The sequence below is a fragment of the Nocardioides sp. NBC_00850 genome, assembly GCF_045207335.1.
Classification (GTDB): domain Bacteria; phylum Actinomycetota; class Actinomycetes; order Propionibacteriales; family Nocardioidaceae; genus Nocardioides.
In genome coordinates, this window is record NZ_CP108845.1 from 2,523,149 (window position 1) to 2,537,318 (window position 14,170).

Here is a 14,170-nt window from a genome sequence, read left to right on the forward strand (position 1 = left end):
TCGTGGTCTACTCTGGCCAGATGATCACGCTCGACCAGGTGCGCTCTTTCGTGGCGGTCGCCGAGGAGCTTCACTTCGGCCGGGCTGCCGAACGGCTGCGGATGACGCAGCCCCCACTGTCGCGACAGATCCAGAAACTGGAGAAGGCCGTCGGCGCGCAGCTGCTCGAGCGGGACAACCGCCGGGTCGCTCTCACCGGTGCCGGAGCGGCCTTCCTCGACGAGGCATACCGGATGCTCAACCTGGTCGAGAGCGCCGGTGACCTGGCCCGTCGGGTGGACGCGGGCGCCGCCGGCGTGGTCCGGCTCGGCTTCACCGCGGTCTCCGCGATCTCGATCCTGGGACCCTTGCTGCGCCGCCTCACCGTCGAGCTCCCCGACGTCGAGGTGCGGCTCTCCGAGCGAGTCACCCTGGCCCAGGTCGACGGCATCCGCCACGGCGAGATCGACATCGGCCTGGCCCGTCCACCCTTCGACACCGAGCTGCTCTCCTCGAGGGTCATCTCCCGGGAGCCCTTGATGGCCGTACTCCCGCAGGGCCACCCGCTGGCCGAGCTCGACCGGCCGCTGACGCCGCAGGACTTCGAGGGCCAACCCGTCATCGGCTACCACCCGCAGCAGTCGCGCTACTTCCACGAGCTCTCCGTACGCTTCCTGGCCAACGCCCACCCCCGCATCGAGCAGCGTGTGCACCAGGTCCTCACCGCCATGCTCCTGGTCTCCGCCGAGCGTGGCGTCGGCTTCGTCCCGGTCTCGGCCAGCTCGCTGCACGTCGGAGGCGTCGTCTTCCGTCCCATCGAGCACGGCGGTGGCGACACCCGTCTCGACAAGGACCCCGAGCGTCCCGTCGAGCTCCATGCGATCTGGGCGCGAGGGTCTGTCAGTCCGGTCGTACGCCGGGTTCTCGATGCGATCATCGAGATGAGTCGGTAGGTCGTACGGGGCCGCGGGGTTTGGCGCGGATTCCTTTGGTTGAGTGCGGGTTTGGGAGTCCGGGCTGGTCGCTCGTGGCGGCGGAGGCTTCTGCTCGTGCTTTTACAAGACGATGACACCTTGTGAATGCTTCACAAGGTGTCATGTCGCATGCGTGTGTGGTCGGCTACCGGAGCAGCCTGCTCAGGTGCGCCGGGTGAACCGGATCCGCCCGCTCGGGAGCCGCTCATGCCCGTAGTTGGGGTCGTGGATCCGGCGATGATCGCTCGCGCAGAGAAGCACCATGTTCGCCAGATCGGTTCGACCGCCTTCGGACCACGGTTTCAGATGATGAGCCTCGGTCCACGCGGCTGGTGCGTCGCAGTCCTCGGCCTGGCAACACTTATCTCGCAACCGCAGCGCTCGGTGTTGGATCGGGTACGCCAACCGGGCGGTGCGGCCGAAGTCGAGGATCTCGGAGTCGGTGCCCAACACCACCGGGACGAGGTCGGCGTTGCAGGCCATCCGTCGGGCTTCGGCGGCGGTGATCTGCTCTCCGGCGAACCCGAGGGCTGCGGTGCCGAGGTCCTTGCGGAGGTCATCGACGCTCATCGTGACGAACACCGTGGTGCCGTGGCCACCGTGCCTGGGGAGCTGGTCGACGTCGTAGGTCTCGACCACCCGGGCGAAGGCCTGACCCAGCAGCCGGTCGTAGGGGGCCTTGCGGCCGCGGTTCTCGGCCGAGAGCTTCCTAGGCTGGGCCAGTGAGTCCAACTGGGTGCGGAGCCTCATCCCGACGGCACGGGATACGCGGGCGTGGATGTCGATGGTGCCGTCGCCGTTGTCGTGGGAGGAGAAGAAGGTGCGCCGTTGGGCGTGCTCTTCTTCTCGTTGGAGGGCTTTGGCTTCGGCGGCTTCGAATCGTTCGGGGTCGATCTCGGTCAGGATCCGTCGTCCGACGATCTTCAGTTCGTTCGCGGTGAGGCTGGTGGCGTAGTCGACCAGGAGCTTCTCGGCCAGGACCAGGTCTTCGTCGCTGGCGGCGGGGTCGTTCTCGATCTGGTCGAGGGCTTGGGTGATCACCCGTGCCTTGTCCTGGGACACGACACCCTCAGCGAGGCCGGCGGCGACGAGGTCGTACTTCGCGACACCGGTTGCGAGCTTGATCTGGGAGCGGGCAACTGCCTTGTCGACGAGGAGGTCGGTCCGCATCCACCCGGAGGCGTCCTTGGCACCGGTCTCCTCAGCGATGTCACCAGCAGACGCGAGCACCCGGAGTTTCAACGCGGCTTGTTGGGCCTGGAGCTTCTCCAACCGTTCCAGCAGGTCTTTCTTCTGCCCAGTGCGCCAGTAGGTGGGATCGGTGGCCAGGAGGTCTTGGAGGGCGGTCTCGATGGCCTCCAAGGCGGCGTCGATCGCGTCGCCGGGGTTGGTGCCCCAGTGGTCGATCGAGCGGCCGAGACTCATCGCCATCTTCCCCTTCAGAGGTGTGCTGTGATGAGTCTGATTCTACGCTTCCAGCCCGTCCTTGGCCATCTATTTTCCCAGGTCAACCATCGTTTTCGCGGTGAGCGAACGACCTAGCATCTGTGGATGGTAAGTGGCCCGAAGGGCCACCCTCACGCCCCTCAACGCCAACCTCAACGCGTACGAATCTCTCCGCGCCACACCCGGGCCGCCGCCCCGATAGCCAGCCAAATCTTTTCTCGATCTGGTCCGGAGTCCAGGACCGCGAAGCGGCCGGCGAAGCCGGCGCCCGAAGGGCGTCCTTGACGCCGGTCCAGATCGAGAAGACCCTCCAAGAACGGGTCGGCGGCCCGCCAGCCCCGAAGAACCCGTCTGTCTGCAATGCGTCTAAGGCATCAAGAGATTCAAATTCGGGCTTGGACAAGCATCATCGAACGTTCATAACGTGATGGTCACCACCTTCCCCCTCAGCAACCCAACATCTGAAGGACGTGACTCGTGACCGAGTACAGCCCGACCGACCTGGCCGCCCAGCTCAAGAGCGGGCTTCTCTCGTTCCCGGTCACCCACTTCACCGAGGACCTCCAGGTCGACGAGGAGGGCTACCGCAAGCACCTGAGCTGGCTGGCCGAGTACCCGGTGGCCGGGCTCTTCGCAGCGGGCGGCACGGGTGAGGGCTTCTCGCTGAATGCGGAGGAGACCGACCAGGTCGTGCGTGCCGCGGTCGAGGAGGTCGCGGGGGCCGTGCCGGTGCTGGCGCCGGCGACGGGCAGCACGGCGAACGCGGTCGCGCAGGCGAAGGCGGCCGAGGCCGCGGGCGCCGACGGGATCCTGCTGATGCCGCCGTACCTCACCGAGGCCGGGCAGGCAGGGCTCGTCGAGCATGCCAGCCGGGTCTGCGAGGCGACCGGGCTCGGCGTGATCGTCTACAGCCGCGCCAACGCGGTGCTGCGCGACGAGGCCGTCGACCAGCTCGCCGAGCGCAACCCGACCCTGATCGGCTTCAAGGACGGCATCGGCAACATCGAGCAGATGACTCGTACCTACGCCCGGGTCGGCGACCGGCTCATCTACATCGGTGGCCTGCCCACGGCGGAGACGTACGCACTGCCGCTGCTCCAGCTCGGCGTGAGCACGTACTCCTCGGCGCTGTTCAACTTCGCGCCGAAGTGGGCGGTCGAGTTCTACGAGGCCGTACGTGCCCAGGATCGTGACGAGGTCTACCGTCGTCTCAACGAGTTCGTGATCCCCTACCTCGACATCCGCGACCGCACGGCCGGCTACGCCGTGTCGATCGTCAAGGGCGGTCTGACCGCGATCGGCCGGCCCGCCGGCCCGGTCCGCCCGCCGCTGACCGACCTGCGCGAGGACGAGATCGACGAGCTGCGCGAACTGATCGCCCGGATCTCCTGACGCCGATCCGCCCCTGAGAGACCGACCCGATAGGAAGGGAACATGAGCTACCGCTCGATCATCGCCGGAGCCGACTCCGAGCAGCCCGACGTCACCGCCGCCACCAGCGCCGCGGCCGAGGCCTTCGCCGGCTACCGCGCCACATCCCCCGAGGCCCGGGCGGACTTCCTCGAAGCCGTCGCCGCCGAGATCGAGGCGGCCCGCGCCGAGATCGTCGAGGCCGCTGTCGCCGAGTCGCACCTGCCCGAGGGCCGGATCAGCGGCGAGGTCGGCCGCACCACCGGCCAGCTCCGGATGTTCGCCGGCGTCGTGCGGCGCGGTGACCACTTGGGCGTACGCATCGACCCGGCCATCCCGGACCGGACCCCGCTCCCGCGGGCCGACATCCGTCAGCGCCAGATCGCGCTGGGCCCGGTGGCGGTCTTCGGCGCCAGCAACTTCCCGCTCGCCTTCTCCACCGCCGGCGGCGACACCGCCTCGGCGCTGGCCGCGGGCTGCCCCGTGGTGGTCAAGGGCCACCCTGCCCACCCGCTCACCGGCTACCTGGTCGCCCAGGCCATCACCCGCGCGGTCGAGAAGGCCGGGCTGCACGCCGGCACCTTCTCCTTCCTCCTCGACACCGACTTCAAGGGCGGCATCGAGCTCGGCCAGGCCCTGGTGGTCGACCCGCGGATCAAGGCCGTCGGCTTCACCGGCTCCCGCGGCGGCGGGCTGGCGATCGTCGCGGCCGCGGCGGCCCGCCCCGAGCCGATCCCGGTCTACGCCGAGATGTCCTCGATCAACCCCGTCGTCGTCCTCCCCGGGGCGCTCGACGGTGACGTCGACGCGCTCGCCAAGGCGTACGTCGGCTCGCTGACCCTCGGCTCCGGCCAGTTCTGCACCAACCCCGGCCTGCTCTTCCTCCCGAAGAGCGAGGCGGGTGACACCTTCCTGGCCGCCGCCGGCCGGGCCACGGCCGAGGCCGTCGGCGCGACCATGCTGACCTCCGGCATCGCCGCCGCCTACGAGAAGGGCACCGCCGCCCTGCGTGCCACCGACGGTGTGACCGTCGTCGGTGAGGGCACCGCCGGTGACACCGACGCCCCCGCGCCCCAGATCGTCGAGGCCGCCCGTCTCGCCGGCGTGACCGACGAGGTCTTCGGCGCCTCCGGCGTCGTGGTCCGCTACGACACCGTCGAGGAGCTGCTGCCCAGCCTGGATTCCCTCGAGGGCCAGCTCACCGCGACGGTCCACGCCACCGACGCAGACAACGAGGCGGCCGCCCAGGTCGTCTCCGCGCTCGAGCTCAAGGCCGGCCGGATCCTCTTCAACGGCTGGCCCACGGGCGTCGAGGTCGGCCACGCGATGGTCCACGGTGGCCCGTACCCGGCCACCTCCGACTCCCGCACCACCTCGGTCGGCAGCCTCGCGATCGAGCGATTCCAGCGCCCGGTCGCCTACCAGGACGTACCTGCCGCCATCCTCCCGGAGGCCGTACGCGACGACAACCCGTGGCACCTCGCCCGCCGGATCGACGGCGAGCTGCAGCTGCCATGACCAACACGACCACTGTGTCCACCATTGGCAAGATCGAGGTCGTCCCCGTCGCGGGCCACGACTCGATGCTGCTCAACCTCAGCGGCGCGCACGCGCCGTTCTTCACCCGCAACATCGCGATCCTCACCGACTCCGAGGGTCGCGAGGGTGTCGGCGAGGTCCCCGGCGGCGAGCCGATCCGTCGCACCATCGAAGAGGCCGCCGAGCTGCTCGTCGGCCAGCCCGTCACCCGCTACCGCAGCCTGCTGAGGCAGGTCGCGGAGCGGTTCGCCGACCGCGACGCCGGCGGCCGCGGAGCCCAGACCTTCGACCTGCGTACGACCGTCCACGCCGTCACCGCGCTGGAGTCCGCGCTCCTCGATCTCGCAGGTCAGGAGCAGGGTGTGCCGGTCGCCGAGCTGCTCGGCGACGGGCAGCAGCGCGACTCGGTGCCGATGCTCGGCTACCTCTTCTACGTCGGTGACCCCGACAAGACCGACCTGCCCTACCTGCGCGAGTCGGATGCCACGGACGACTGGGATCGCGTCCGGCGAGAGGTGGCGCTGACCCCCGAGGCGGTCGTACGTCTCGCCGAGGCCGCCCAGGCCCGCTACGGCTTCGCCGACTTCAAGCTCAAGGGCGGCGTCCTCGCCGGTGAGGAGGAGGTCGCCGCGGTGACCGCCCTCCACGAGCGCTTCCCCGACGCCCGGATCACCCTGGACCCCAACGGCGGCTGGCTGCTCGCCGACGCGGTCCGGCTTCTCAAGGGCAAGGACGACGTGCTCGCGTACGCCGAGGACCCCTGTGGCGCCGAGGGCGGCTACTCGGGCCGCGAGATCATGGCCGAGTTCAAGCGCGCCACCGGGCTGCGTACCGCGACCAACATGATCGCCACCGACTGGCGCCAGATGTCCCACGCGATCCGCACCAACGCCGTCGACATCCCGCTGGCCGACCCGCACTTCTGGACCATGTCCGGCTCCGTCCGCGTCGCCCAGATGTGCCACGACTTCGGGCTGACCTGGGGCTCCCACTCCAACAACCACTTCGACGTCTCGCTGGCCATGTTCACCCATGTCGGTGCCGCCGCACCGGGGGAGATCACCGCGCTGGACACCCACTGGATCTGGCAGGACGGCCAGGGCCTGACCGAGTCGCCGCTGGAGATCCGCGACGGTGCCGTCGCGGTGCCGACCGCCCCGGGTCTCGGGATCCGGCTCGACCGCGACCGGGTCGCGGCAGCGCACGAGCTCTACCTCGAGCACGGGCTCGGCGTACGCGACGACGGCGTCGCCATGCAGTACCTGGTGCCGGGGTGGACCTTCGACCCCAAGCGCCCGTGCCTGGTCCGGTGAGCACGGAGGCTGCGCGAGTGTCGGCCCGGTGAGCGCCGAGCTCGCCTGGCTCCTGCTCGCCGGTGTCGGTGCGGGACTGACCGGCTCGGTGGCCGGTCTGGCCTCGCTGGTCAGCTACCCCTCCCTGCTGGCCGCGGGGCTGCCGCCGGTCGTCGCCAACGTCACCAACACGGTGGCCATGTTCGGTGTCACCGGCGGCACGGTCGCCGGCTCGCGGCGCGAGCTGCGCGGCCAAGGCAGAAGGATCGCCTGGCTGGCCCTGGCCTCATTCCTCGGCGGCGCGGTCGGCGCGGCCCTGCTGCTCACCACGCCTGCCGAGGCGTTCGAGACCGTGGTGCCCTGGCTCGTGGGCGGCGGGGCGGTGCTCCTGCTGCTCCGCGACCGGATCCGGTCCTGGGCAGCCGCCCGCGCCGCCGCGCGGCCGCCACGGCAGGCCTCGCCAGCAGATGCCGAGGAGCGACGGACCTTGGCCCGCGGGTTCGGCTGGGGCGTCATCGTGTTCGTGCTCGGCATCTACGGCGGCTACTTCGGCGCCGGCGTCGGGATCATCGCGCTGGCCGTCCTGGTGCTCGAGCGCACCGAGGCCCTGGCGATCACCAACGCGGTCAAGAACGTCGCCACCGGCGTCGCCAACGGCACCGCGGCGATCGCGTACGTCTTCTTCGCCCCCGTGGACTGGCCCGCCGCGATCGCCCTCGGAGCGGGAGCCGTGATCGGCGGCTTCCTGGGGCCCGCGATCGTCCGGGTCGCCCCCGAGCGCCCGCTGCGCTGGCTGGTCGGTCTGGCCGGCCTCGGGCTCGCGCTGCACCTGGCGACAACCTGAGACCTGACTCGGCCCGATAGGCTCCGGCCGCTGTCACGGGTCACAGGAGGACGAAGCGAACATGGGTTCGGAAGACATCTCGGTGCGCGGCCGGATCCGCGCGCTGGTCGACAACGACACCTTCCAGAAGATCATCATCGGGGTGATCATCCTCAACGCGGTGGTCCTCGGTGTGGAGACGATGGTCCCCGAACACCTCGCCCATGAGCTGGCGCTGCTCGACAGCATGCTCCTCGGGGTCTTCGTCGTCGAGCTGGTGCTGCGGCTGGTGGCGTACGGCCCGCAGTTCTTCCGCGACCCGTGGAACATCTTCGACACCGTGATCGTCGGGATCGCGCTGGTGCCGGCGACCGGACCGATGTCGGTGCTGCGGGCACTGCGGATCCTGCGCGTGCTGCGCCTGGTCAACTCGGTCCCGTCCATGCGTCGCGTCGTCGACGGCCTGATCGCGGCGATGCCGGGGATGGGCTCGGTCGCGGCGCTGCTGGTGCTGATGATGTACGTCGCGGTGGTCATCTCGACCAACCTCTACGGCTCGATCGCGCCGGAGTACTTCGGCGACCTCGGCACCAGCGCGTTCACGCTGTTCCAGACCATGACCGGGGAGGCCTGGCCCGACATCGCCCGCGAAGTGATGGCCGAGGACCCCTCCGCCTGGATCTTCTTCGTCGTCTTCATCCTGGTGATGACCTTCGCCGTCCTCAACCTCTTCCTCGCCGTGGTCGTCTCCGGCATGGAGAGCGTCGAGACCCTCGCCGAGCACGAGGAGGAGTCTGACGCCGAGATGATGGCCATCCTCACCTCGTTGCGGGAGGACCTCACCGCCGTACGCGAGGAGTTGGCCGCCACCCGGGCGGGCCTGCAGGCGGCAGGGAGCCTCGGAGACGACGCGGTGCCGATGTCGAGAATCGCCCGCTCAGACCACTAGCGTCGCGGGTCGACCAGCGTCATCCCAGCCGGGGAGGCCATGTCGAAGGTGGGCAGCACCGAGCCGACCTCCTCCAACGAGATGACGCGCTCGACCAGATCTTGAGGCCGCAGGGCGCCGGACTCGATGAACGCCATCATCTGCGGGTAGTCGGCGGCCGCCATGCCGTGGCTGCCGAGGAGGTCGAGCTCCCACCCGATGGCGCGGGCCATCGGGACGCGGGGATGACCGGCTACCGGGGGCAGCAGACCGATCTGTACGTGGCGACCCCTGCGCCGGAGCGAGAAGATCGCGTCCGCGCAGGTCTGCTCGCTGCCGACGGCGTCGAGGGCGACGTGGCTGCCGCCACCGGTCAGTTCGTGGACCTGTGCGGCGATGTCGGAGCCGTCGGCGACCAGGACGTGGTCGGCTCCGAGCCCGGTCGCGACCTCGAGCGCGCCGGCGTTGCGGTCGACGGCGATCACCGAGGCGCCCAGGGCCTTGGCGATCATCACCGCGCTCAGCCCGACGCCTCCGGCGCCGACGACGGTGACCCACTCGCCATCACGAACGCCCGCCCGGCCGGTCAGCGCGCGGTAGGAGGTCGCGAACCGGCAGCCGAGGCTTGCCGCGGCCTCGTACGAGACCGTGTCGGGGATCGCGACCAGGTTGGTGTCGGCGGCATGGAGTGCGGCGTACTCGGCGAACGAGCCCCAGTGGGTGAACCCAGGCTGCTCCTGGGCGGGGCAGACCTGGGCGTTGCCGGAGCGGCACCACTCGCACGCACCGCAGCCCTCGACGAACGGCACGGTGACCCGGTCGCCCACCTTCCAGCCGCGCACCCCGTGGCCGACGGCGTGGACGACACCGGCCAGCTCGTGGCCCGGGACGTGGGGGAGCTCGATGTCGTCGTGGCCGACCCACGCGTGCCAGTCGCTCCGGCAGATCCCGGTCGCAAGGACGCGTACGACCACGCCGCCGTCGGGAGCGGTCGGTTCGGGCACCTCCTGGACCTCGAGGGGGCCACCGATCTCGTCCATCACCAAGGCACGCACGCGCCGATCGTAGCCAGGCTGGCTGACCGTTCGCCGTCGATGCCAGGTAGTCTCGCCCTGCCAGTCGTACTCCATGCCTGATGGGGTCAGGGAACCCGGTGAAAGTCCGGGACTGACGCGCAGCGGTGAGGATGACGGGCGGGGCACGCACTCCTTCCGGGGAGGGCAGTCACTGGAGCCTGGCTCCGGGAAGGCGCTCCGCTCCGATCGATTCCGAGTCCGAAGACCTGCTGGCTCTGGCGGCGCCCGCCGCCAGGTCACCACGTGCCCCGCGCAAGGGCACATGACGCAGAGCAGGTGTCCTGATGTCGCGAGTCCGAACCGACCGGTGCCCCGGAGTCGGTCGTCCGTGGGCGGCCGAGGACGGCCTGCTGGTGCGGCTGCGCCTGATCGGCGGGTCCGTCTCGTCCGCCGCGCTGCTCTCGCTGATCTCCGTGGCGGAGACCTATGGCGACGGGCGGATCTATCTCACCGGTCGAGCCAACCTGCAGGTGCGCGGCCTGCCGAGTGTCGACGGCGGCCTTCCGGCCGAGGTGCTGACCGCGCTGGAGGCGACCGGTCTGGTGCCGGCGCAGACCCACGAGCTCGTACGCAACGTGATGGTCTCCCCGCAGACCGGGCTCGCCGGGGGCCGGGCCGACCTGCGCGGCGTCGCGGCGTCGCTGGACCGGCTGCTGTGCGGCTCGCCGCGGCTGGCCGCGCTGCCGGGGCGGTTCCTCTTCGTGCTCGACGACGGTCGCGGCGACCTGGTCTCGAGGGAGTGCGACCTCGGGCTGGTGGCGCTCTCCGCCGCCGAGGGTCAGCTCCGGGTCGGTGACTCCTGGGGGCCCGTCGTGCCGCTCACCGAGGCCGCGTCCCGGCTGGTCGCGCTCGCCTCGCGCTTCCTGGACGTACGCGGCGAGGGGCCGTCCGCGCCCTGGCACGTCGCCGAGCTCGACGCCCCGCTGGTCGAGCCGGTCGCTGCTGACGCTCGGGTGCCTGCCGAGGCCGAGGAGCTCGGCTACGGGCAGGTGCCCGGTGGCGAGCACGTCGCCGCGGTGGACGGAGCCCTAGACCGGGCCGCCGTCTCGGCGCTTGCGGAGCGGGCACCGGCGGTCGTGGTGACACCGTGGCGCGGCGTACTCGTGCCCTCGCCGCAAGTGCGCCCTGCCCGGCGCTACGACTACATCGACCAGGGGCCGGCGATCTACGTCGACTCCTTCGCCACCATCCGGCGCGAGGCCGACCTCTCCGCGGTGCCGGCCGACGCCGAGCGGCTCGCGGTGCGGATGATCCATGGCAGCGGGCAGGTCGATCTCGCCTCCGACCTGGTCATCCACCCCGGACTGGTGAAGGCCGCGCGGGGCGCGCTGGAGGCCGGGGCGCCGATCCTGTGCGACGCGACGATGGTCGCCACCGGGGTCACCCGCAGCCGGCTGCCGCGCGACAACGAGGTGCTCTGCATGCTCGGTGACGACCGGGTCCCGGCGCTCGCGCGCGAGTGGGTAACGACCCGCACCGCCGCGGCGCTGTCCCTGTGGGAGCCCTATCTCGAGGGCGCGGTGGTCGCCATCGGCAATGCCCCGACGGCGCTCTTCCACCTGCTCGAGATGATCCTCGACGGCGGTCCGCGACCGGCTGCGATCGTCGGCTGCCCGGTCGGCTTCATCGGCGCGGCCGAGTCCAAGGAGGCGCTCGCCTCGTTCGCCGCCGACCACGGGATCGACATCCCCTACGTCACCGTCCGGGGGCGCCGCGGCGGCTCCGCGATGACCTCCTCCGCCCTCAACGCACTCGCCCAGGAGCAGGAATGAGCACCCCCGGACGGTTCACCGTCGTCGGCATCGGTCCGGGCGATCCCGAGCTGATCACCCTCAAGGCCGCCCGGCTGATCGGCGCGGCCCCCGTGATCGCCTACCACGCCGGGGTGCGCAAGCAGTCGCACGCTCGCCGGATCGCGTCGTCCCTGATCCCCGTGGATGCGGTGGAGGAGGAACTGCGCTACCCGGTCACCACCGGGACCACCTCGCACCCGGGCGGCTATGTCGGTGCGATGGCCGAGTTCTACGAGTCCTGCGCGGTCCGGCTCTCCGCTCACCTCGACGCCGGTCGCGACGTGGTTCTGCTCGCCGAGGGCGACCCGCTCTTCTACGGCTCCTCGATGTATCTCCACGACCGGTTCAAGGAGATCTACGCGACCGAGGTGGTGCCGGGCGTCCCCGCCTTCGCGGCCGCCACCGCCGCGGTCTCCACCCCGCTGGTGCGCCAGACCGACGTGCTCACGGTCCTCCCGGGGACCCTGCCCGAGCCCGAGCTCGCCCGTCGCCTGGCCGACACCGAGGCGGCGATCATCATGAAGCTCGGCCGGACCTTCCCTGCGGTCCGTTCCGCGCTCGCGGCCGCCGGACGGCTGGACGGTGCCTGGTACGTCGAGCGTGCCTCGCAGCCCGAGGAGCGCTGGCTGCCGGTGGCCGACGTCGACCCGTCCTCCGTGCCGTACTTCTCGCTCATCGTGGTGCCCGGGGACTCGGCTCCAGGACCTGCCGCGGCGCGGCTGCGGCAAGAGCTCCCCGCGGTCGAGCCTGTCGAGGTGACGCGCGGGGGCGTCTCGACGGGCTCGACCTCCGGGGACACCGGGGAGGTACTCGTCGTCGGGCTCGGGCCGGGGCCGGACGGGTGGCTGACACCCGAGGTGAGCTTGGCGCTGGCCGAGGTCGGCCATGTCGTCGGCTACGCGCCGTACGTCAACCGGGTGCCGCAACGCGAAGGGCTGCGGCGGCACGCATCAGGCAACACGGTCGAGGTCGACCGGGCACGGCACGCCCTGGACCTGGCGCTCGCGGGGGAGCGGGTCGCTGTCGTCTCCGGCGGTGACGCCGGTGTCTTCGGGATGGCGTCAGCCGTCTTCGAGGCTGCCGAGGATCCGGCCTACGCAGGCGTACGCGTCCGGGTCCTGCCCGGGGTCAGCGCCGTCCAGGCGGTGGCCGCGCGGGCGGGCGCCCCGGTCGGGGCCGACTTCGCGGTGATGTCCCTCTCCGACCGGCTCAAGCCGTGGTCGGTCGTCGAGGACCGGCTGCGCGCGATCGCGGCCGCCGATCTCGTGCTGGCCATCTACAACCCGGCCTCGCGCTCGCGCACCGAGCAGATCGGTCTTGCTCGCGACGTACTCCTGGAGCAGCGCAAGCCGGACACCGTGGTCGTCGTCGGACGCGACGTCGGGCGGGCCGAGGAGTCGCTGACCGTGACCACTCTGGGTGACCTCGACCCAGCGACTATCGACATGAAGTGCCTGGTCATCGTGGGCGCGAGCTCGACGCGTGCGACCGCGGCCGGGCAGGTCTGGACGCCGAGGTACGTGCAGTGACCACCCAGCAGACCGTTCATTTCGTCGGCGCCGGCCCCGGCGCGGCCGACCTGCTGACCGTACGCGCGACGAGGCTGCTCGAGGCCGCCGACGTGGTGCTCTACCCCGGCACCTACCTGGCCCCCGAGGTGCTGGCGCACTGCAGCCCCGAGGCCGAGTTGGTCGACACCCAGAAGCTCGATCTGGACCAGATCGTCGGCGAGATCGTCGCTGCGCACCAGGGCGGCAAGCAGGTCGTACGCCTCGTCTCCGGCGACCCGTCGGTCTACTCGGCGGTCGCGGAGCAGACCCGGCGGCTCGATGCCGCCCAGGTGCCCTGGGACGTCACGCCGGGAGTGCCCGCGTACGCCGCGGCAGCCGCGCTCGTCGGCAGGGAGCTGACCGTGCCGCTGGTGGCGCAGTCGGTCGTGCTCACCCGGACGCAGGCCCGGTCGACCGCCATGCCGGAGGGGGAGTCGCTGGCCGCGTACGCCGCCACCGGGGCCACGCTCGTTCTCCACCTGGCGATCCGGCGCACCCGCGAGCTGATGGCCGAGCTGCTGCCCTACTACGGTCCGCAGTGCCCGGCCGTGGTCGTCTACCGCGCCAGCCAGCCCGACGAGCTGGTGCTGCGCGGGACCGTCTCGACGATCGCCGACGCGGTCGAGGACGCCGGCCTGCGACAGGCGGCCGTGATCCTCGCCGGGCCCGCGCTGGCCCGTGACGGAGGCGAGTCGTTCCTCTACGACGCAGCCAGGGAGCGTGCCTGATGGACCTCTACGACGCCATCAACCGCCGCCGGGACACGCGCGCGGAGTTCACCGGTGAGCCGGTCGCTCCCGAGGTGCTGGAGCGGGTGCTGTCGGCCGCGCACGCCGCCCCGAGCGTCGGGATGACCCAGCCCTGGGACTTCGTGCTGGTGCGCTCGCCCGAGAGGTTGTCGGCCTTCCGCGAGCACGTCGCCACCGAGCGAGAGGTCTTCGCGTCCTCACTGGCGGGGGAGCGGTCCGAGACCTTCTCGAAGATCAAGATCGAGGGCATCTGCGAGTCCGGGCTCGGCGTGGTCGTCGGCTACGACCCGACCCGCGGCGGGTCCCAGGTGCTCGGGCGCCACGCGATCGCCGACGCCGGCCTCTACTCGACTGTCCTCGCCATCCAGAACCTCTGGCTCGCCGCCACCGCCGAGGGCCTCGGCGTCGGCTGGGTCAGCTTCTACCGCGAGGAGTTCCTGCGCTCCTTGGTCGGCCTGCCCGACCACGTACGTCCCGTCGCCTGGCTCTGCGTCGGTCAGGTCGCTGGCGTACCCGAGGTCCCCGACCTGGAGCGCTTCGGCTGGCGCCACCGCTCCGCGCTCTCCTCGGTGATCCATGAGGAGAGGTACGCAGCGGCGGCACCTTGATCG

General features: G+C 71.0%; 12 protein-coding genes, 1 pseudogene and 1 riboswitch. Of the genes and pseudogenes, 11 read left to right on the forward strand and 2 right to left on the reverse strand.

Annotation, left to right across the window (positions count from 1 at the left end):
* Positions 1–20: 20 nt before the first annotated feature.
* Positions 21–932: a LysR family transcriptional regulator gene (locus OH802_RS12385; RefSeq protein ID WP_406028291.1), complete on the forward strand. Its 912-nt coding sequence runs from the start codon at positions 21–23 to the stop codon at positions 930–932.
* Positions 933–1,115: 183 nt separating this feature from the next.
* On the opposite strand, the gene OH802_RS12390 is transcribed toward OH802_RS12385, so the two are convergent.
* Positions 1,116–2,378: a DUF222 domain-containing protein gene (locus tag OH802_RS12390; RefSeq protein ID WP_406028293.1), complete on the reverse strand. Its 1,263-nt coding sequence runs from the start codon at positions 2,376–2,378 to the stop codon at positions 1,116–1,118.
* A gap of 498 nt (positions 2,379–2,876) precedes the next feature.
* On the opposite strand from OH802_RS12390, the gene kdgD reads away from it, so the two are divergent.
* From kdgD to OH802_RS12415, 5 genes are all read left to right on the forward strand, one after another.
* Positions 2,877–3,791 carry a 5-dehydro-4-deoxyglucarate dehydratase gene (gene kdgD / locus OH802_RS12395; protein ID WP_406028295.1) on the forward strand — a complete coding sequence of 305 codons (915 nt, stop codon included), beginning with the start codon at positions 2,877–2,879 and terminating at the stop codon, positions 3,789–3,791.
* 42 nt (positions 3,792–3,833) lie between these two features.
* The gene (locus OH802_RS12400; RefSeq protein WP_406028296.1) at positions 3,834–5,327 is read left to right on the forward strand and encodes an aldehyde dehydrogenase (NADP(+)); all 1,494 of its coding nucleotides are present in this window, start codon (positions 3,834–3,836) and stop codon (positions 5,325–5,327) included.
* On the forward strand, positions 5,324–6,661 hold the full coding sequence (locus OH802_RS12405) for an enolase C-terminal domain-like protein (RefSeq protein ID WP_406028298.1): 1,338 nt from the start codon (positions 5,324–5,326) through the stop codon (positions 6,659–6,661). The genes OH802_RS12400 and OH802_RS12405 overlap by 4 nt, the downstream gene beginning before the upstream one ends.
* Positions 6,662–6,689: 28 nt before the next feature.
* Positions 6,690–7,484: a sulfite exporter TauE/SafE family protein gene (locus OH802_RS12410; protein WP_406028300.1), complete on the forward strand. Its 795-nt coding sequence runs from the start codon at positions 6,690–6,692 to the stop codon at positions 7,482–7,484.
* 61 nt (positions 7,485–7,545) lie between these two features.
* Complete coding sequence (locus OH802_RS12415; RefSeq protein WP_406028302.1) at positions 7,546–8,412, forward strand: ion transporter; 867 nt, start codon at positions 7,546–7,548, stop codon at positions 8,410–8,412.
* Here the strand turns inward: OH802_RS12415 and OH802_RS12420 are convergent.
* Complete coding sequence (locus OH802_RS12420) at positions 8,409–9,446, reverse strand: zinc-binding dehydrogenase (protein ID WP_406028304.1); 1,038 nt, start codon at positions 9,444–9,446, stop codon at positions 8,409–8,411. The genes OH802_RS12415 and OH802_RS12420 overlap by 4 nt on opposite strands.
* A 44-nt stretch (positions 9,447–9,490) precedes the next feature.
* A riboswitch (cobalamin riboswitch) is annotated at positions 9,491–9,696 on the forward strand.
* A gap of 55 nt (positions 9,697–9,751) precedes the next feature.
* Here OH802_RS12420 and OH802_RS12425 point away from each other — a divergent pair.
* The 5 genes and pseudogenes from OH802_RS12425 to bluB all read left to right on the forward strand — a co-directional run.
* Positions 9,752–9,892, forward strand: a pseudogene (locus OH802_RS12425) (nitrite reductase); the annotation flags it as partial.
* A 693-nt stretch (positions 9,893–10,585) separates the two neighbouring features.
* On the forward strand, positions 10,586–11,239 hold the full coding sequence (locus OH802_RS12430) for a precorrin-8X methylmutase (RefSeq protein ID WP_406029283.1): 654 nt from the start codon (positions 10,586–10,588) through the stop codon (positions 11,237–11,239).
* Positions 11,236–12,789 (forward strand): precorrin-3B C(17)-methyltransferase, encoded by a 1,554-nt coding sequence (gene cobJ, locus OH802_RS12435; RefSeq protein ID WP_406028306.1) that lies wholly within the window; start codon positions 11,236–11,238, stop codon positions 12,787–12,789. Before OH802_RS12430 ends, cobJ begins: the two co-directional genes overlap by 4 nt.
* A complete protein-coding gene (cobM, locus tag OH802_RS12440) occupies positions 12,786–13,538 on the forward strand; it encodes a precorrin-4 C(11)-methyltransferase (RefSeq protein WP_406028308.1) in 753 nt (250 codons plus the stop codon). Before cobJ ends, cobM begins: the two co-directional genes overlap by 4 nt.
* Positions 13,538–14,167 carry a 5,6-dimethylbenzimidazole synthase gene (gene bluB, locus OH802_RS12445; protein ID WP_406028310.1) on the forward strand — a complete coding sequence of 210 codons (630 nt, stop codon included), beginning with the start codon at positions 13,538–13,540 and terminating at the stop codon, positions 14,165–14,167. Before cobM ends, bluB begins: the two co-directional genes overlap by 1 nt.
* Positions 14,168–14,170 lie beyond the last annotated feature (3 nt).

Bases quoted from the DNA above. Each gene is read 5' to 3' on its own strand.
- OH802_RS12390 (WP_406028293.1), bottom strand. From the start codon at position 2,378: ATGAGTCTCGGCCGCTCGATCGACCACTGGGGCACCAACCCCGGCGAC.
- cobJ (WP_406028306.1), top strand. From the start codon at position 11,236: ATGAGCACCCCCGGACGGTTCACCGTCGTCGGCATCGGTCCGGGCGAT.
- OH802_RS12400 (WP_406028296.1), top strand. From the start codon at position 3,834: ATGAGCTACCGCTCGATCATCGCCGGAGCCGACTCCGAGCAGCCCGAC.
- bluB (WP_406028310.1), top strand. From the start codon at position 13,538: ATGGACCTCTACGACGCCATCAACCGCCGCCGGGACACGCGCGCGGAG.
- OH802_RS12385 (WP_406028291.1), top strand. From the start codon at position 21: ATGATCACGCTCGACCAGGTGCGCTCTTTCGTGGCGGTCGCCGAGGAG.
- OH802_RS12415 (WP_406028302.1), top strand. From the start codon at position 7,546: ATGGGTTCGGAAGACATCTCGGTGCGCGGCCGGATCCGCGCGCTGGTC.
- OH802_RS12405 (WP_406028298.1), top strand. From the start codon at position 5,324: ATGACCAACACGACCACTGTGTCCACCATTGGCAAGATCGAGGTCGTC.